We start from the raw sequence: 18,969 nt of genomic DNA, 5'->3' as shown, positions 1-18,969 counted from the left end.
CCCCCAAAGGTGATGGCCGCGTTTTCCGAAAGAAAGGCCGGACCTACCTTGGTTCAAAAAAGACCGCGCCCGCAAGTCGGGCGCGGTCCTGATTGTTATGTATTTGCGAACGATAGGTCATAATCGTTCACAAAAACGATTGTCTTCAACCGCCGTGAATCATGTCAGCGGCGATATCCGCGCCTGCATTCTCGGTGAACCAGCGCGCCGCGCCGGGATGCCACTTCATCACGCTGTTGCGATCCCAGAACTCGGGCAGGGTGGAGGTTGCGGCGCGGTGGGTGTTCACCATCCGCTCGTTGTCGGACATGACAGCATTGACGACCTCGTAGACAAAGCTTTCCGGCAGCTCGCAGTTCGCGATCGCGAAGTTCCACATGGACACCGAGCGGGCCGGTTCTTCGAGCGTCGAATAGGCATCCGCCGAGATTTCGAAATCCGCGACCGGGAAGGCCGCGGTGATTGTCGCCTGCTCTTCTTCGGTGAACTCGATGATGTTGATGTCGGTCTGCACTTCGAGCTGCGACACGGCCGGAACCGGGACACCTGCCGCGAAGGCGATCACGTCAAGCAGACCGTCCTGAAGCTGACCGCCAAGATCGGACCAGCCGCCGTTGCGCCGTTCGAAGTTCACACCCAGTTCTTCCATCATGCGCGGGAAGTAGGTGTCCGAGGTCGATCCCGCCGGACCAAAGCCGATCCGCGCACCGTCGGGGATATCGTCAATCGACGTGATGCCGGACGACGACAGGGCCGTGACCGAGAACGGTGTCTGGTACATCGGGAACATTGCACAGGCGTTGGTCATCGGAAGACCGGGGGCGATCGGGTTCGAACCGGCGATGGATTCCGCCGCGGGGCCCATTGTCGTCATGCCGAAGGGCAGGTCACCGGTATGCACCAGCGCCATGTTCTGCATCGGCCCGCCGGTCACTTCGGCACCACCGGACACGCCCAGCTCTTCCGAGACGATGCCGGCCCAGCCGGAGCCATAGCCGAAATAGGTGCCGCCCTGGGACCCGGTGCCGACTGTAAAGCTGTCCGGCCAACCTTCACGGTCCTGAGCGACGGACATGGTTGCCGATACGGCAGCGACCACGACGGCCCCTGTCAAAGCAGTAAATTTCATTGTTTTCCTCCACTGTGCGCGTTCGTTCAGGAGCAATGTTTCACATGCTTCCCTTAGCGGGCTGTCCCGCAACGCATGGATATAACGCTACAGCCAAGGAATTCACCAATTCAAGGCAAAACGCTCCAGGCATGGGCGTGATGATTATTCAATAAATTTGAACAATCCAATCGGAGCCGGGTTCAGCCCGTCCGGGCCAGCGTATCGATGTGGCTGCTCAAGACGTTCAGAAACGCATCCCGCGCAGGGTGGCGCGCATCGCTGACCCAGACCGCCGACAGGGCAAGCCTGTTCCGGGCGGCGCCTTCAGGCAGGTCGAGCGGCACGAACGTAACCCCGCCCACTGCCAGCCGCGAGGCCCAGCGTGGCACGATGGCCACGCCGATCCCGGTGCTGACAAGGCTGACGATGGTCTGCTTTTCCTCTGCGATCTGCGCCACGCGCGCCGTCAGACCGGCCTCCAGGAAAAGCTTCATCGTCAGATCGTGGCTGTGTGGCCGGGAATTCCGCTCGGGTACAATCAGCGGTTCATCGGCCATATCATGAACCGAGACCGACGATCGTGACGCAAGTGGATGGCTTTCGGGGACTGCGACAACCGCGGTCTCGTAGAACAGGTGTTGATAGATCAGTCGCGCATCCCTGACTTCGGGCGGGCGAACAATCGCGATATCGAGTCGACCCGACAGAAGCCTCGGGAGAAGTCGGATGGTTTTCTGTTCCAGAAGCTCGACATCGATGTCGGGATGGGTTTCGCGGAAATGCGGCAGCAGTTGCGGCATCAGGCCCGCCGCGGCGCTGTCGATGGCACCGATCCGCAGGATGGATGTCTGGTCCTGCCTGTTTTCACGAAACGTCGCTTCGAGCCGATCCGCCTGTTCGACGATGTCACGGGCCGATTCGACAAAGCTGCGGCCCGAGTCTGTCAGCGACACGCTCCGCGTCGTACGGACCAGCAGTCGTGTGCCCAGGTTTTCTTCAAGCATCTTGATCTGCCGACCAAGCGAGGCGGGTAAAATGTTCAGATTTTGTGCCGCTCGGCCGAAATGAAGCGTGTCAGCGACCGCAATCAGGCATCTGAGCTGCCGTAATTCCATGCTTTGTCCATTATTTCATTTTTTTATATGATCTCTGGCGCGTTGCTTTGGTGGGGTCAAGTTGCGATTGTCGCGGCGACAGGTCAGGCTGGCCCGGCCCGATCCCCGACACTCTTATCAGGAGAACATGATGCGGACCTACAAGATTGCTGCCATTCCCGCCGACGGTATCGGGCCAGAAGTGATCGACGCGGGCAGTGAAGTCCTGTCCGTGCTCGCACAGCGCGCTGGGGATGTGCGTTTCGACGTCACCTCGTTTGACTGGGGGTCGGACTATTACAAGAAGCACGGCATCATGATGCCCGAGGACGGGCTCGAGCAGTTGAAACTGTTCGATGCAATTTACTTCGGTGCGGTCGGCGCACCGGATGTTCCGGATCACATCACGCTCTGGGGGCTTCGTCTGCCGATCTGCCAGGGTTTTGACCAATATGCCAATGTCCGCCCGACCAAGATCATTCCCGGCGTCACGTCGCCTTTGCGGGGTGTCGAAGTGGGCGACCTCGACTGGGTGATCGTGCGCGAGAACTCGGAAGGCGAATATTCCGGTCACGGTGGCCGCGCCCACAAGGGCATGCCAGAGGAAGTCGGCACCGAAGTGTCCATCTTCACCCGTGTCGGCGTGACCCGGATCATGCGCTATGCCTTCAAACTGGCGCAGTCGCGGCCGCGCAAGTTTCTGACCGTCGTCACGAAGTCGAACGCGCAGCGCTTCGGCATGGTCATGTGGGACGAGATCGCGGCAGAGGTCGCGCAGGAGTTTCCCGACGTGACATGGGACAAGATGCTGGTCGATGCGATGACCGTTCGCATGGTCAAGAACCCGAAGTCGCTCGATACGATCGTGGCGACCAATCTGCATGCCGACATCCTGTCCGATCTGGCGGGTGCGCTGGCCGGATCGCTGGGCGTTGCGCCAACCGCCAATATCGACCCCGAACGCCGCTTTCCGTCGATGTTCGAGCCGATCCACGGATCGGCCTTCGACATCACCGGCAAGGGCATTGCAAATCCCGTGGCCACGTTCTGGACCGCAAGCCAGATGCTGGATCATCTGGGCGAGGCGGATGCCTCTGCCCGCCTTATGCGGGCGGTCGAGAAAGTGTGCGCCGACGGCATCGTCACGCCGGATGTTGGAGGCACTGCGACCACGCAGGAAGTCACGGACGCGGTCTGTGACGCCATTCGGGGCGACAATACCTGAACTCTGGATCTTGGGGTCTTTGGGTCTTGACCCGGTCGGCGCGAAGCGACCGTGCTGTTTGTCGGTGACGTCGTAGGACATCTTTCGCTATAGGTCGGAAGATCAATCAAGCGGTGTCGCCCTCCTCTCGCTTTTCAAGCGATTCGCCACACAGGCGCGGGCAGTTGCTGCTGGCGGCCGTGACCGGGCTGTGCCTCGTGACCCTGGGCAGCTATCTGGCGTTGGCGTCGTATTTCCTGCGGACCGAAGCGGCGCAGACGCCCGAGCGCGCGCAATTTTTCGCCGCATCGATCGACGACGCGCTGACGCGGCTCGAACATCTGCCCTATGTCCTGTCGATCGACGAAAGCACGCTGGAGCGAATTGGCGCGGAAAGAGCAGTTGGCGGCCTTGGGTCAGCTTTCCGCGTCGATCACCCATGAGCTTGGTCAGCCGATTTAGGCAAAACGACCGTCGCCGCCGCTTGTTCTGATCTCGGCGCATTGGGACATCCCGATGGCCGTGGACGCGATCCAGAACGGGGCCTATTCGTTTCTGGAAAAACCCTTCGAGCCACGCCGACTGTTGACGGTCCTCAGGCACGCGGCCGAACAGCACCGCCTGGCCGACATGATCAAGCGCATGCGTGAACAGCTGGTCTCGCTGTCCGGACTGGACCGTGTGCTGCTGGGCAGCGACCTGCGGGTGGCCGAACCGCGGTGGTTGGATTGCTTTTCTGGAACGTCCGGTTCGTCCGATCGGAAATGGTCGAAGTGCAATCCTGACCTTCAGGAATAGGCACAGTCCGGGCCGCGCTCCAAAGGATTGTCGATTGTGATCTCTGTCGGCAGCCAATCGAAGATGGCAAGGGCCTGCCCGCCGTCGAAACCCACGTAAAGCGTCCCGGTTTCTGGTTGGAGCGCCACGCCTTCGGCGTCGAACCCGTACTCGGAGAGAGGGGTGACCGACAGGACGCGCCCGTCCGGTGCCAGTTCGAACAGGCTGTTGAGCCCCTCGTTGTCGTCCACCACAAGGATGTTGCCGGAATAGGGATCCCGCGTGACACCCTGCGGTTCGGTCATCGCGGGGTCGAAGCTGTCGCCGAAGAGCTCCATCAACACCGTGCCATCCGGCGCGACCCTAAGCAGACGGGACGGATCATCCTCGACGACAAGGTAACTGCCATCCGCATCGCGGTGCAGGCCTTCGGTGTCGTAAAGCGTGGCGCTCAGCCTGAAAGGTGCGTCGATGGGTCTTCCGTCCCGATCAAGACGCCGAAAGTCTCCCCACCCGTTGGCGATCAGAAGACTACCTTCATCAACTGTCAGGCTTCGTACCGAGGACATGCCGGTGTCGAAGCGGCGCAGTTCCTTGCCGAAGGTCGAGAGCAAGAGGATTTTGCGGCTTTCATTGGCGATCCAGATGCCACAGACCTCGGCATCATAGGCAATGCTCACCGCGCGCAAGTTCGGGATGGTCTCGCGGTGGAAAATGTCAGCAAACGCAGGAACCGTTCCAGCCAAGCTCGAGACGACGACGCTGACGAAGGCATTTCGCATCACATTTCCCTCCGGGACACACTTGATCTGTCCCGCCGCGATCAGAATTCAAGCGCTCTGACAGGCCGGGATTTAAGGCGTGCGTCTCCTTGATCCGGCGCATGGCCATCCCTCTTGTCTCGACGCGCCTTGTCTTGGCCGGGAATCCCCGCGAAAAGAAGCGCAGCGAAGGAGGCGTCCGGGTGAAAAAGAAGGTCATTGTCATCGGCGCAGGCATTGTTGGCGTCTCGACCGCCATCTGGCTGCGTCGGTTTGGACAAGACGTGATCCTGGTAGACCGGGACGCGCCGGGGCAGGGGGCCTCTTTCGGAAATGCCGGGTTGCTTGCGGCCTGCGCCATGGTGCCGGTCACGACGCCCGGGCTTTTGTGGCATGCGCCGAAGATGTTGCTGGATCCGGACTATCCGCTCTTCCTGCGCTGGCCGTACCTGCCCCGGATCGCTCCTTGGCTGCTGCGGTTCCTGGGCAAAGCCAACGACACGGATACGCGCCGCATCTCGGCCCATATGAACACCCTCACCGCCGACACGGTTGCGCAGCATCTTGCCCTGACCGAAGGCCTCAAGGCGCGGGAATTCCTGCACAAAAGTGACTACGTCTACGCGTACGGCTCGCGCGCCGAATTCGACGCGGACAGCTATTCCTGGGGCATCCGCAGGCAACACGGGTTTGCGCCAACCCTGATCGAGGGCCCGCAGGTCCACGAGTTCGATCCAAGTTTCGGCAACAAGATCACCTGCCTTGCGGTGGTCAAGGATCATGGTTTCGTCACCGATCCCGGTGGCTATGTCGCGGCCTTGGCCACGGAGTTCGAAGACATGGGAGGTCGTGTGCTGCGGGCGAATGTCACGGATATCGAGACCGGCGAGGCAACGGCACCGCGGGTGATCACCGATTCTGGTCCGATTGACTGTGACCGCGCCGTTCTGGCGTCGGGGGCGTGGTCGAAACCGCTGATGGCCAAGCTTGGACTGACCATCCCGCTGGAAACCGAACGGGGATATCACATCGTTCTGAAGAACCCGTCGGGAGGACCCAAAGCGCCCTCGATGATCGCATCGGGCAAATTCGTGGCAACTCCGATGAAAGCCGGATTGCGCTGTGCGGGCATAGTCGAGCTGGGCGGCCTGGAGGCGGGTGCGTCCGACGCGCCGCTTAAGCTCTTGCGTCGCCAGATCAGGGACACTTTCCCTGCGCTGGAATTCCAGGGCGAGGAAACCTGGATGGGCCATAGGCCGGCAACCACGGACAGCATGCCGTTGATCGGCCAGGTGCGCCGGTCCGGAGTCTATACCGCCTTCGGGCACCAGCATGTCGGTCTGACTTGCGGGCCGAAAACCGGCCGGCTTGTTGCGGGTCTGATTGCGGACCAGCCAGCAAACCAGGACCTGAGTCCATTTGACCCGCAGCGCTTCGGCAGGTGACCGAAGCATCGGTGAAGCCCCTAGATTTTTAAGTGTTAACGCGTGGTTCACACCCTCTTGCTAAGCCTGCTTCGGGGCGTAAGGAGAGTAGGGTATGGCGACCGACAGAAATGTCGCGCCGGTTATCATCAAGCGTAAGAAAATCATCATGGAAGCCGGGCACCATGGCGGTGCCTGGAAGGTGGCGTATGCCGATTTCGTCACCGCCATGATGGCATTCTTCATGCTGATGTGGCTGTTGAACGCGACAACCGAGAAACAGCGAAAAGGCATCGCGGATTATTTCAGCCCGACAGCGCCGATCAGCCGCTTGTCGAGCGGTTCTGACGGCATGTTCATGGGAGAAAGCGTGTTCGCGGCGGATGTTCTTCCTCGCATGGGAGTCGGGGCAAGCTCGCTTCACGACACCGCTGGCGATGCATCGAACGGAGGCGAGGACAGCGCCGAGGAAGCCGCCCAGGCGCAGGCTTTCAAGGAAGTCGAAGATGTCTTTCTCGGCCTTGGAGGCGAAAGCCTGCTCGAAGACCGATGGCTGCGCCATGTCGTGACGCGGGTAACCGACGAAGGCCTTGTGCTTGAATTCTTCGACACGGAAGACACGGCGCTTTTTACCGAAGGCGCAGAGCCGACCAAATTGCTGCACGAGATTGCCTATGCCGTCCGCGAAGCCAGCAGGCTTCTTGGCAACGACATGTCGATTGAAGGCCACGTGGCCAAGGTGCCGGTGGTGCGGATCGAGGATCCGGTCTGGGATTGGTCCTCCGACCGCGCGTTTCTGTTTGCCGAACTCCTTGGGGAATACGGGCTTGAAAAGGATCGCCTGCGTCGGGTGACAGCCTATGGTGATCGGAAACCGGTGGTTGAAAACCTGATGGCTGCGCGCAACAATCGGATCGAGGTCATCTATCTTCGGTATTGACCTGGCTGCGCGGAAATAGATCGACTTTTATCCGTTAGTCCGCTGTTAAAGTCGCCTCCCTATTGCTGTGGGGATATCGAGTCACCACAGCAGGAACGCAATTCATGTCGATCTCTTCTTCTCTCAGCGCGGGTGTTGTCGGCCTCGCGTCAAATGCGACGCGCCTGGCAACGATTTCCGACAATATCGCGAACTCCCAGACACCGGGTTACAAGCGGGTCGATGCGAATTTCCATTCCATGGTCGTGACCTCTGGTGGCGGTACCTACACCGCTGGCGGCGTGCGGACCACGACGCAGCGCTATATCGACCAGGAAAGCGCGATCATGACAACCTCGAACCCGACCGATCTTGCGGTCAGTGGGCGTGGCTTCCTGCCGGTTGCGCAGGCAACCGAGGTGTTGGCGGGGTCGGCCTCGCCACAGATGTTTCTGACAAGCACGGGTTCGTTCCGCACCGACGCCAACGGGTATTTGCGGACGGCATCTGGACAGATGTTGCTCGGATGGCCAGCCAATCTCGACGGATCAATTCCCAACCACCCGCGCGCCACCAGTGAAGCGCTGGAACCCGTACGGATCAATGTCAACCAGTTCAGCGGCGAACCGACAACACGGATCGATCTGGGGATCAACCTGCCCGCCACGCAAACCGAGGCCGGAGCGGTTGGCGACCCGCTCACGCAATCCATCGAATATTACGACAACCTCGGTCGGGCCGAGAGCCTTGAACTGACATTCACGCCGAACGTTCCGGCAACCGGCATGTCCAACCAGTGGACACTCGAGATCGTGGACAGCGCTGATCCGGCCACCATCCTCGGGCAGTATGACCTTGAATTCGACGATGCCCGTACGCTGGGCGGCACTCTTCTGGGCGTTACGGACGTTTCTGGCGGGCCATATGACCCGGCAACAGGTGTCCTGACCGTGACAGCGCCAAGCGGCCCGATCAACATCAATATCGGACGTCCGGGTCTGAACGAGGGCTTGTCGCAGCTTTCCGACATCTTTGCCCCGTTCAACATCAGCCGTGATGGCGCACCAGTCGGCAAGGTCACCTCGGTCGAGGTTGATGAGACCGGGCGGGTCAATGCCTTCTACGACACCGGTACGACCCGGACGCTCTATCAGGTTCCGTTGGTGGACATACCCAACCCCAATGGCATGGCCGCGGTCGGCAGCCAGCTTTACATGCCGACCCCGGAAAGCGGCAGTTTCTTCCTGTGGGACGCGGGTAACGGATCCGTCGGAGACATCCTGTCATTCGCTCTCGAGGAATCCGCAACTGACATCGCCAATGAACTGACCGAATTGATCCGGACCCAGCGGGCCTATTCGTCGAATGCAAAAGTCATCCAGACCGTCGACGAGATGTTGCAGGAAGCCACCAATATCAAACGCTAACCTTTCGGAATTAGAGAGGAGTTCGACATGAGTCTCTCCGGCGCCCTTTCCAACGCAATAAGTGGTCTGACAGCCAATGCGCGCGGCACAACGGTCATCTCGGCAAATATCGCCAATGCACTGAACCCCGAATACGGCCGACGTGAATTGATCCTGACCACCGATATCCAACAGACGTCAGGGGGTGTTCGCGTCGCACAGGTAACCCGTCATTCCGATCCGATCCTGGCATACCAGACACGAATGGCTTCGGCCGAGTATGCGGGTCATTCCGCCCGCGCCGCGTTTGACATCGACGCAGAGCGCCTGATCGGCAGCATCGACACACTCGGCTCCATCGCAGGCAACCTCACGAGGTTCGAGGCAGCGTTGCTCTCCGCTGCATCCGACCCCTCCTCCTATACCAGGCTGAAATCCCTTTCTGTCGAAGCCGAAACCTTCGTGTCCTCGCTGCGCGCGGCCAGTGACGGGCTTGACGATCTGAGAAGCCGAGCTGACCAGCAGATTGCTTCTGGCGTGGACCAGATCAATCTGGGCCTCTCACAGCTGGAAGATCTCAATGCCCGGATCATGTCGGCCAAGCACCTTGGTCAGGATACGAATGGCCTGATGGACCAACGGGATGCGGTTCTCGATCAGGTGTCGGAATTCGTTCCGCTCCATGTGGTCGAGCGGGACAGCGGGAAAATCGCCGTCTTCACCGCTCAGGGTCGCACACTTCTGGACGAAAGCGCGGTGAAGCTGTCTTTCGTCCGCACGCCAATCGTGCTTGCTCACATGAACGTGGGCAATGGTCTTGTCTCGCGGCTTCAGATCGATGGGCAGGATGTCGATGTGCCCGGGGCGGGCATGTTGAACGGTGGCGGGCTCGCCGCGCATTTCGAACTTCGCGACGTCATTGTGCCCAAGTCCCAGGCCCGTCTGGATGGCATCGCTCGAGATGTCATCGAACGGTTTGGTCCCGGTGGTCCGGATACGTCCCTGTCCCCTGGCGATCCAGGTATTTTCACCGACGCCGGTCTCGCTTTCGCGGTGGCAGACGAAGCGGGTCTTGCGGGCAGGGTGTCGTTGAATGCGGCTTTGATCAGCACAAGTCCGGAACTGTGGCGATGGCGCGACGGGATCAACGCCGCGGTGCAGGGAGATGCAGGCAATTCCGATCTCCTCATGGGTCTCCAGGCGCAAATGTCCGCACAACAGCTGCCTGGATCGTCAGCATTGGACACCGGCGCCCAAACGCTGGTGGGACATTTGCAGCAACTCTCAAGCGAGGTGGCATCCAACCGTGTCCGGTCGGACGAAGCAAAAAGCTCCGCATGGGCTCGGTTGGATGACGCGCGTCAGGCGACTGCTGTGGACGGGGTCAATACCGACCGGGAGTTGCAGCACCTGATCGCGCTGGAGAAAGCCTACGCGGCCAATGCACGTGTCGTGCAAGTGGTCGATGACATGCTGTCAGAGCTTCTCGGAATTTGAAGGAATACAATATGCGATCGATCGGAGATCTTGCGTCATTCATGCTGTCGAGCCGGTTTCAAACCGCGCTTGGCGATGGTGCGAACACGGCCGCCCAGGAAGCAACGACCGGGTTGGCAAAAAACAAGGCCCGACATCTTGGTGGTGCCACGATGGCGGTTTCCTTGCTGGACCGGAAGGCTGTTCTGGTGGAGCAGCATCAGCGTGGCATAGCCGAGGCTGCGATTTTCGGAGGCACGACGCAATCTGTCCTTGCCCGTATTCAGGAGCAATCAGAACAGCTGGTTGGCAGCCTGTCGCTGGTGTCCCAACTGGAAACCCGTTCCGAAGCCAAGATGTTGTCGGATAGCGGCGCCGAAGTGTTTGTCGATACTGTCAATGCGCTGAACGCGCAGGTTGCCGGTCGGTATCTTTTTTCCGGCTCTGCCACAAATTCGCAACCCCTCCCACCGGGATCCGAACTGCTTGCCATGTTGCGGTTGGATGCCTCGGGCGCCGCTTCGGCACAAGATGTCGCACTGGTTGTCGACGCGTGGTTCGACGATCCTGGCGGACCCTTTGAAACCGCCTATGGCGGGTCTGAAACGGGTTTCATGTCCCTTCCGCTCAGTACCGGCCAATCGGCCACGTTCGGGCTGCGCGCCGACGATGACGCCATCCGAGACGCTCTCAAGGGCTTGGCGAAATCCGCTCTTGCCGCCGATCCGGGGTCGGGCCTTTCGGTGACCGAACAGAAACTGCTTCTCGAAGACGCTCGGACAGAGTTGAACATGGCAAATGGTCGATTGATCGAGGAACGAAGCAGCCTTGGACTGACCGAAGCTGCCATAGAAAAAGCCCGTCAGTCATCCGAGGCGGAATTGTCCAGACTTGCATCCGACCGTTTGGCGCTTGTGGGTATCGATCAGTTCGAAGCAGCGTCGGAGTTCGAGGCCGCCCAGCAGCAACTCGACGTCTTTTATCGGGTCGCGGCCCGGCAGGGTCGCACGTCCTTGGCGGAGTATTTGAGATGAAACCGCTTTTTTTCGCCGCCCTTTTCTGCCTGTTGCCGGTCCTGAGCCTGGCTCAGGGTGTCCGATTGAAAGACCTTGCCAATTTCGAGGGTGTGCGTGGCAATGACCTCGTCGGATACGGCCTCGTTGTGGGTCTTGATGGAACCGGGGATGGGCTTCGCAATTCGCCTTTCACCGAAGACATGATGTCCAACATCCTTGAACGACTGGGCGTAAACGTGACCGGTGAACAGTTCCGGGCCAAAAACGTGGCGGCCGTGATCGTGACCGGTCAGCTTCAACCGTTTGCCCGTGCGGGGGGGCGGATGGACGTCACCGTGTCCGCGATCGGTGATGCGTCGAGCCTCCGTGGCGGAACACTTGTCATGACACCGCTCAACGCGGCGGACGGCCAGATTTATGCCGTGGCCCAAGGGTCGATCATTGCTGGCGGCATTGTGGCAGAGGGCGATGCGGCAAAGACGGTCCAGGGCGTGCCGACAGCCGGAAGCATCCCGTCCGGAGCCATAGTCGAACGCGAAGTCGCGTTTGATTTCAGTGATATGGAAAACCTGACGATTGCCCTTAAAAGCCCGGATTTCTCGACCGCGTATCGGGTCGAGCGCGCGATCAATGTGGCCGCCGGAAATGCCGTTGCCCAGATGTCGGATTCCGGGACGGTGCTGGTCAATCTGAACGCCTCAACCCTCCGGTCTCCGGCGCATTTCCTTGCGCAGATCGAAAACCTGAGGGTCGAGCCGGACACGCTTGCCCGGGTCGTGGTGGATCAGCGGTCGGGAACAATCGTGATCAGTGAAAACGTGCGAGTGTCGCGTGTGGCTGTGTCCAAGGGCAACCTGACCTTGACTGTCCAGGAACAGCCTGTCGTGGTCCAGCCGAACCCGTTCGCGGAAGGTGAAACCGTTGTGGTGCCCAGAACCGCAGCCCAGATCGAGAACGCGCCTGCCGTTTCGTTGGCTGAAGTGCCCGGGGGCACCACGCTTTCTGACGTGATCACAGGTCTGAACGCGCTTGGCATCACTCCGAATGATCTCATCGACATCCTCAAGACGATCAAGGCCGCCGGGGCGCTTCATGCAGAATTTGTCGTGATGTGACGGCACCAAAGCCACTTGAAAGGACGCATCCACATGATCGCATTGGCAGGCATCGCTTTTACCTTCGTCATGGTTTTCGGCGGCTATCTGCTGGCAGGTGGAAAGCTTGGCATCATCCTGAAGTCGCTTCCGTTCGAAATGATGATGATCGGAGGCGCCGCGGTTGGTGCTTTTGCCGTGGGCAATACCTTTGCCTCGTTCAAGCAGACCGCCAAAGATACGCTGAAGGTCTTCAAGGGCAGCCAATGGAAATCGGAGGATTACAACCTCCTGCTTCAGGTTCTCTATCAGCTGATTTCGGTGGCTCGGAAAAATCCGGTGGCGCTTGAAGGTCATATCGACAACCCGCAGGATTCCGAGATCTTTCTGCTGTTTCCGAAACTGCTGAAAGACCACGCCGCGCTTGACATCATCTGCGACACGTTGCGCTCCGCGTCCATGAACTATGATGATCCGATGCAGGTCGAAGAGCTTTTGGACAAGAAGATCGACGAGACGAAACATCATCTGGAGCATTCGGTACACGGGCTGCAATCCATTGCCGACGGCCTGCCCGCCCTCGGGATCGTCGCGGCCGTTCTCGGCGTCATCAAGACCATGGGCTCGATCGATCAGCCTCCGGAAGTGCTGGGCAAGTTGATCGGCGGCGCGCTTGTCGGGACATTCCTCGGCGTGTTTCTGGCCTATTGCCTGGTTTCTCCTTTTGCGCTCAAGGTCAAAGCCGCTGCCGATGACGACATCAACTTCTACCGAGCTATCAAGGAGGTATTCGTGTCGCATCTTCACCAACATCCTCCGAAGATGTGTCTAGAGGTCGCACGGCAGAGCATACCGCATCAGTTTCGGCCCGGCTTCTCCGCCTTGGATGAGGCGTTGCGATCGTTGAAAAGCTATGCTTGAGCGAGTCTTCCTGTTCATTTTCGTCTGCCTGACCCTGCAGCCGGATTCTGCGGATGCGAATCTCGGCACCGTCCGTGCTGGAGAACATGAAGACTTCACACGGGTAACGATATCGACAGAGCTTCCGATATCCAGCGTTGAACTCGAACAAGTGCGCCCAAGACTTTTTCGGATGACAACGCGACCGACGATCACCGCGCTTGATGCGAGCCGGTTGTTCGACCGGATAAGCGCAGAGCGCATTGGTAGAATAACGGGCACTCCCGACAGTCTCGAATTTGCTTTGAACTGTGACTGCATGCCCACCGCCCGGACCGAAAATGCGCAACTTATCGTTATGGATGTGCCTGCGCCGACCAACCTGCCGACTGTGACACTACCGGTTTTCCCGGTCTGGTCGGAAAGGAGGTTCGACTTGGGGCGTGACGCGACTGTTTCCGGCAAGCCGGACAGGTCTTTCGACCTCGACTACAAGTTTGTTGATGCTCTGACGAAAAAGATTGCAGAGCAGATTGGCCAGAGCGCCCATATCAAGGGCTTCGTCGATCTGCCGGTTATCGGGCCCAGTGAACAGGATCGAGAACCCGCACCTGAAATGGCGACTGAAGACAACACACCAGATGTGTCAGCTTGTGAATGGACACAGGAAATCTGGGAGCATGTGACGGCTCCGGAAAAGGAGCGCGGCCCTGACCTGATCGGTTTCGAAACCTTGGAAACGTCGATACGTCAATCAGTTGTCAAGTACCTCGCAAACGGGATGATCGAGGAGGCGAAGCATGCCTTTGCCGCGCTCGAGCCAAACCCTCAACAGAGCTTGCTGTTTCTGGATGTCGTGGCTCTGATCGACGGTTCCGAAACTGGCGCAAGGCAGCAGTTGACTCATTGCAATCCTCTGCATGATCTCTTGTTCGCGTCGGTGCAGTCGGGAACGGCCACGCCGAACGATTTGAAGATAATAATGTTGCAAAGTTTTGGCAGGTTGCCGCCTGGCCTCCAGATCGCGCTTTTCCCGAGGCTGAAATGGCTTCTCGACGAGGCAGGGCAGGCGATGTTTGCCGACCTGATGGCCCATCGCGAGGCTGAGCTTGCCTTGCAGGATCGAAAGCCGGTTCGCGACGCCGCAACAACTGAAATGCAGGCCGATCCGGATGCGCTTGCTGCGGTGTCGCTGGAACTGCGCGACACGGATTTCGAAAAGGCAAGCTGGCACGCGGCATTTGCATCTTATCTAGAGCACAGGCGATATTTCGATGCCGCGTCCGAACTGAAATCGGGTGCGCCATTGACGCTTGAAGAAAAAGCGGATGCCGTTTCGCGGTTTGTAGAGCATCTTGTGGCACATGCCGACAGCGTGCCGTTTGTCGAGATCGCTCTGAAAACAGCAGAGTTGAACATGGTTCTGTCGGATAGGGACCTTTCCCTGATGGCCGAGCGGCTTGATCAGGAGGGATTTTTTGACGAGGCAAGTCAGTTGGTAAACACCAAACCCACAACCGCGCCCGTCTTGGGAGATCCGGATGCGATCGCAGAGATCCAAGCGCTTGGAATGCCGGAGGATCCCGGGCAAGATCCGGTCTCCGGGTCAGGAGAAGAACGCGGGCGCAAAGATCAAGTCTCTGTCGCCGTTGCGCAAAGCCAGCTAAAAGAGGCTGAAATTGTCCGTAAGTCGCTTTTGGAACGATATGCCGAATAGAGACCTCGCCATAACCACTCCTCGTCGGGATTTTTGACGTGCACCAGGATGCGTTCAAAACCTTGGCTTGTGCCGTGGTTTCAATCTGGATGGCGGTCCTTTCCTCGCCAGCCTTTGCCGCGGGCACCGCCGAACGTGGCATGGCTTTCGGGCTGAACGGCATTTCCGATTGGTCGACGCAGCATCCGTTCATCGATCTGATGAAATCCGCGCGCCCCTGGATCGGACACCTTCCCGGTCGGTGGGGCGGGCTGGAGTTCGAGACCATGCTGCGCAACGGGGTCTTCGACGCGAATGGATGGCCACGACGTGTTCCGACCGAGATCACAAAGCTGGAAACACTGGTTCTGACGGATCAGCCCGACGACGCCTCTCACCTTGCGGGGCGCTATCACGTGACCTTTGATGGCCAGGGCAGCCTGGGCGTCACCGGTTCCGGTCGCGTCATCAAGAGAGGGCCGGGGCTGCGGGTGTTCTCCTACACACCGGGCGCCGGTGCTGTTGGCATCGCGATCAGCGCGACCGACGTCGATGACCCGATCCGGAATATCCGTATCGTACATGAGCGCCATCTTCAGCAGCTCGGTGAAGAACAGGTGTTCAATCCGCTTTGGCTGACCCACCTGCAAAGGACCGAGACCGTTCGTTTCATGGATTGGATGGACACGAACAATTCTACTGTTCAGACATGGGAAGACTTGCCCAAAACCAGCGATTTTTCATACGCATGGCGCGGGGTTCCATTGCCGGTCATGATCGAACTGGCAAATCGGATCGGCGCGGACGCGTGGTTCGCTCTTCCACATCTGTCAAATGACGACCTGGTGCGAAGGTTTGCGCAAACAGTGCATGACACGCTTGCGCCCGAACAGACAGTCTATGTCGAGTACTCCAACGAGGTCTGGAATTTCATTTTTCACCAGGCGCAATGGGCGTCGCAGCAGGCCGAAAAGCTTTGGGGCGAAATCGGCGACGGCTGGATGCAATTCTACGGCATGCGTTCGGCTGAAATCATGTCCATCTGGACAGAGGTCTTTGGTGAAGAGGCAAATGCACGACTTAAACGTGTTGTGTCTGTGCACACCGGTTGGCCGGAGCTGGAGAAAGCCGCCTTGTTCGGTGAAAATGCTACCGCCGCACTTGGAAGGCCGCCGGCAGAAATGTTCGACGCATACGCGGTCACCGGGTATTTCGGGTATGAACTTGGAGAGCCCGCTACCCTTCAAGATGTGCTCGACGAGGCAGAAACCGCCGCGGAATTGGCTGGCGAAGCCGAGGGGCTGTCGCGTGTAGCCTTGCGTGAGTATGTGCAGCAGCACAGGTTCGACGATGTGCTGGAGTTTGCCGAAACGCAGGTTCGCGACGGTTCCCTGCGAGAGTTGACGGAAACGCTTTGGCCCTACCATGCCGCTGCGGCTCGAGATGCGGGGCTGGAACTGATCATGTATGAAGGCGGCACCCATGCCGCGGCAACTGGCGAGTTACATCAGGATGAACGCCTGGTCGCCTTCCTGATCGCTTTCAACTACTCGGAGCAGATGGGCACCCTATACGACGAGGCGCTTGCGGCCTGGGCGCGCTTCACGGACAGCCCGTTCAATGCGTTTGTCGATGTCGCGCCACCCAGCCAGTGGGGCAGTTGGGGGGCGTTGCGCCATTTGAACGATGACAATCCGCGCTGGCGCGCGCTGAAGAAACACCACTCGGGTCAGCCGGGGGAATAACATGGCATTTTCCCGCTATCCTTAAATTTGACATGATCCTATGCAATCCGGGCACCCTCTCAGCCCCTCTCGTCATGCCATGGGAATGACCTTTATGCCGCCGAACACCAGCGGTTCCTCAACCGAAACCCTGCCGGCGCTCAGCATCTTGATCCCCGCCTCGAACGAGGAGGCGCTGATCGGGACGTGCCTGCAAAAGGTGTTGCAAAGCGAATGGCCATATCCCGCCCCTTTCGAGGTCATCGTCATATCCAATGGCAGTCGCGACCGGACAACGGCTGTCGCGCTTGACGCGGTAGGGTCCTTTGCTGCGAAAGGTCTCGAGCTGGGGGTTCTTGACCGCAAGGAAGGTGGCAAGCTCGGGGCTCTGAATGCAGGTGACAAGGCCGCGCGCGGGGCAATCCGGATTTATCTTGACGCCGATGTCGAGATTTCGAAGCATCTGTTGTCCGATCTTTACACCGCATTGAACACCGCAGAACCGCGCTACGCGAGCGGCACACTGTACCTGGTCGAGCCGAAAACCTGGGCGACGCGCGCCTATGCCCGGATCTATGCCAAGGTTCCGTTCATGAAACACGGGGTTCCGGGAGCGGGCCTTTTTGCCGTCAACGCGGCCGGCCGGATGCGCTGGGGCAGGTTTCCGGACATCATTTCCGACGACACGTTCGTCAGGCTGAGTTTCCGACCCGAGGAGCGTGTCAGTGTGAAAGCGGCCTATACGTGGCCCCTGGTCGAGGGCTGGTCCAATCTGGTCCGCGTGCGGCGGCGCCAGAATGCGGGTGTGGATGAGATCAGACATCTCTATCCTGAACTCATGTCCAATGACGACAAGCCAATGTTCCCGATGCGGAAGAAAGTCCAGCTCGCCTTCAAGGACCCGCTGGGTTTTGCCGTCTATGCGGGTGTTGCCCTGGCGGTCAAGTTGACCCGCCCGATTGACACGGGCTGGAGCCGAGGTCGGTGATGGATGTCCTGTTGGCCAGATTGCGCGGAGGTTCGCTAAGCGCGCGCTTCATGCGATCGTCGATCCTGACGCTTGGCGGCTACGGCACGAGCCAGGCTTTGCGCCTTGCCTCGAATCTGATCCTGACGCGCCTGTTGTTCCCCGAAGCCTTCGGTTTGATGGCGCTTGTCGCCGTCATCATGCAAGGCCTTGCGATGTTCTCGGATGTCGGTGTGAGCCCGGCCATCATGCAATCGAAACGTGGGGACGATCAGAAATTCCTCGACACTGCGTGGACCATTCAGGTCATCCGCGGTGCCTTGCTGTGGGCCTTTGCCTGCGCCATCGCGGTCCCGGTTTCGAAGATCTACGACGAACCGCTTCTGGCCTGGATCCTGCCCTGTGCGGGGATCAGCCTATTTATTGCCGGGTTCAACCCGACCCGTATGGATACCGCCAACCGTCACCTGCTTCTTGGGCGCCTGACCGGGCTGGATTTGCTTGCCCAGATCGTCGGCTTGCTGGTCGCGGTGTTCCTGGCCTGGGTGCTGCATTCGGTTTGGGCGCTTGTCATCAGCGGGGTCGCCTCGGCCGTTGTCTTGCTGGTGCTCTACAGTCTGTTCCTGCCAGGACCGAGCAACCGCTTTCAATGGGAACCCGAAGCCGCGCAAGAGCTGATCGGCTTCGGCAAATGGATTTTCCTCAGCACGATCTGCGGGTTCCTGTTCATGCAAAGCGACAAGCTTTTGCTGGGGAAATACCTGCCGCTGGACCAGTTCGGAATTTACAATATCGGCTTTTTCCTGGCCAGTTTTCCGATCCTCATGGGCGGTTTCATGACCCGCAAGGTCTTGATCCCGGTCTACCGAGAGCGTCCCCCGGCCGACAGTGCCGAGAACTTTCGCAAGCTTCAAAAAATGCGTTTTCTACTAACCGCGGCCATGCTGGGCCTGACCGGTGCGGTGTCGGTTTCGGGTGTGCTCCTCATCGACCTGCTTTACGATCCACGCTACTTCATGGCCGGTGCCGTGGTGGTTCTCGTGGCGGCGATGCAGATCCCGCAGGTGGTCGTGCTGACCTACGAACAAGCTGCACTGGCCGCCGGAGATTCGCGGCGCTTTTTCGTGCTGTCCGCGGCGCGCGCTGTCCTGACGGTCGCGTGCTTGTTGGCGGGGCTGGGCTGGGGGGGCCTGTTCGGGGCTCTTGTCGGAGTAGGGGTTGCCGGGATTGCGGCCTATCCATTCGTCGTTTGGATGGCACGCCATGTCGGTGCCTGGGATCCCGCACATGACATCGTCTACGGGCTTGTCGGGGTCGGGATCATCGCGTTTGCGGTCTGGGTCAATGCCGGGGCCTTGGCGGACCTCGCGGCGCTTTGAACCTGCCGGGGGCCTGGAAAA

General features: G+C 59.4%; 16 protein-coding genes and 1 pseudogene. 14 read left to right on the top strand and 3 right to left on the bottom strand.

All coding sequences use genetic code 11. The features are described 5' to 3' along the window. Positions 1–145: 145 nt before the first annotated feature. Positions 146–1,129: a TAXI family TRAP transporter solute-binding subunit gene (locus tag LCF60_RS02765; RefSeq protein ID WP_292289491.1), complete on the bottom strand. Its 984-nt coding sequence runs from the start codon at positions 1,127–1,129 to the stop codon at positions 146–148. Between the two features lie 182 nt (positions 1,130–1,311). Next, positions 1,312–2,226 (bottom strand): LysR family transcriptional regulator, encoded by a 915-nt coding sequence (locus LCF60_RS02760; protein WP_292289490.1) that lies wholly within the window; start codon positions 2,224–2,226, stop codon positions 1,312–1,314. Between the two features lie 127 nt (positions 2,227–2,353). Between LCF60_RS02760 and LCF60_RS02755 the strand changes: the two genes are divergently transcribed. The 3 genes and pseudogenes from LCF60_RS02755 to LCF60_RS02745 form a co-directional block, all read left to right on the top strand. Continuing rightward, positions 2,354–3,430, top strand: coding sequence for a tartrate dehydrogenase (locus tag LCF60_RS02755; protein ID WP_292289489.1), 1,077 nt, complete (start codon positions 2,354–2,356; stop codon positions 3,428–3,430). 164 nt (positions 3,431–3,594) lie between these two features. Continuing rightward, on the top strand, positions 3,595–3,852 hold the full coding sequence (locus tag LCF60_RS02750; protein WP_292289488.1) for a hypothetical protein: 258 nt from the start codon (positions 3,595–3,597) through the stop codon (positions 3,850–3,852). Between the two features lie 37 nt (positions 3,853–3,889). Further along, a pseudogene (locus LCF60_RS02745) lies at positions 3,890–4,207 on the top strand (hypothetical protein); the annotation flags it as partial. Here LCF60_RS02745 and LCF60_RS02740 read toward each other — a convergent pair. Then, positions 4,198–4,968 (bottom strand): hypothetical protein, encoded by a 771-nt coding sequence (locus LCF60_RS02740; protein ID WP_292289487.1) that lies wholly within the window; start codon positions 4,966–4,968, stop codon positions 4,198–4,200. The pseudogene LCF60_RS02745 and the gene LCF60_RS02740 sit on opposite strands and share 10 nt — an antisense overlap. A gap of 182 nt (positions 4,969–5,150) precedes the next feature. Between LCF60_RS02740 and LCF60_RS02735 the strand changes: the two genes are divergently transcribed. From LCF60_RS02735 to LCF60_RS02685, 11 genes are all read left to right on the top strand, one after another. Further along, positions 5,151–6,392 (top strand): FAD-binding oxidoreductase, encoded by a 1,242-nt coding sequence (locus LCF60_RS02735; protein ID WP_292289486.1) that lies wholly within the window; start codon positions 5,151–5,153, stop codon positions 6,390–6,392. A 94-nt stretch (positions 6,393–6,486) separates the two neighbouring features. After that, positions 6,487–7,311, top strand: coding sequence for a flagellar motor protein MotB (locus LCF60_RS02730; protein WP_292289485.1), 825 nt, complete (start codon positions 6,487–6,489; stop codon positions 7,309–7,311). A gap of 104 nt (positions 7,312–7,415) precedes the next feature. Further along, entirely contained in the window at positions 7,416–8,717 is a 1,302-nt protein-coding gene (locus tag LCF60_RS02725) for a flagellar hook protein FlgE (protein ID WP_292289484.1), read from the top strand. 27 nt (positions 8,718–8,744) lie between these two features. Continuing rightward, complete coding sequence (flgK, locus tag LCF60_RS02720) at positions 8,745–10,193, top strand: flagellar hook-associated protein FlgK (RefSeq protein WP_292289483.1); 1,449 nt, start codon at positions 8,745–8,747, stop codon at positions 10,191–10,193. A gap of 11 nt (positions 10,194–10,204) precedes the next feature. Further along, entirely contained in the window at positions 10,205–11,206 is a 1,002-nt protein-coding gene (locus tag LCF60_RS02715; RefSeq protein ID WP_292289482.1) for a flagellar biosynthesis protein FlgL, read from the top strand. Next, positions 11,203–12,303: a flagellar basal body P-ring protein FlgI gene (locus LCF60_RS02710; protein ID WP_292289481.1), complete on the top strand. Its 1,101-nt coding sequence runs from the start codon at positions 11,203–11,205 to the stop codon at positions 12,301–12,303. The genes LCF60_RS02715 and LCF60_RS02710 overlap by 4 nt, the downstream gene beginning before the upstream one ends. Positions 12,304–12,336: 33 nt before the next feature. Further along, positions 12,337–13,203 (top strand): flagellar motor stator protein MotA, encoded by an 867-nt coding sequence (gene motA / locus LCF60_RS02705; protein ID WP_292289480.1) that lies wholly within the window; start codon positions 12,337–12,339, stop codon positions 13,201–13,203. Further along, positions 13,196–14,899, top strand: coding sequence for a hypothetical protein (locus tag LCF60_RS02700; RefSeq protein ID WP_292289479.1), 1,704 nt, complete (start codon positions 13,196–13,198; stop codon positions 14,897–14,899). Before motA ends, LCF60_RS02700 begins: the two co-directional genes overlap by 8 nt. Before the next feature lie 395 nt (positions 14,900–15,294). Further along, the gene (locus LCF60_RS02695) at positions 15,295–16,623 is read left to right on the top strand and encodes a hypothetical protein (protein ID WP_292289478.1); all 1,329 of its coding nucleotides are present in this window, start codon (positions 15,295–15,297) and stop codon (positions 16,621–16,623) included. 85 nt (positions 16,624–16,708) lie between these two features. After that, positions 16,709–17,590: a glycosyltransferase family 2 protein gene (locus LCF60_RS02690; protein WP_292289477.1), complete on the top strand. Its 882-nt coding sequence runs from the start codon at positions 16,709–16,711 to the stop codon at positions 17,588–17,590. Positions 17,591–17,640: 50 nt separating this feature from the next. After that, entirely contained in the window at positions 17,641–18,948 is a 1,308-nt protein-coding gene (locus LCF60_RS02685) for an oligosaccharide flippase family protein (protein WP_292289476.1), read from the top strand. Positions 18,949–18,969: the final 21 nt, after the last annotated feature.

Source organism: Marivita sp. (genome assembly GCF_020055635.1).
GTDB lineage: Bacteria > Pseudomonadota > Alphaproteobacteria > Rhodobacterales > Rhodobacteraceae > Marivita.
The sequence above is the reverse complement of the archived record's forward strand: the minus strand, read 5'-3'. Positions and strand labels throughout refer to the sequence as shown.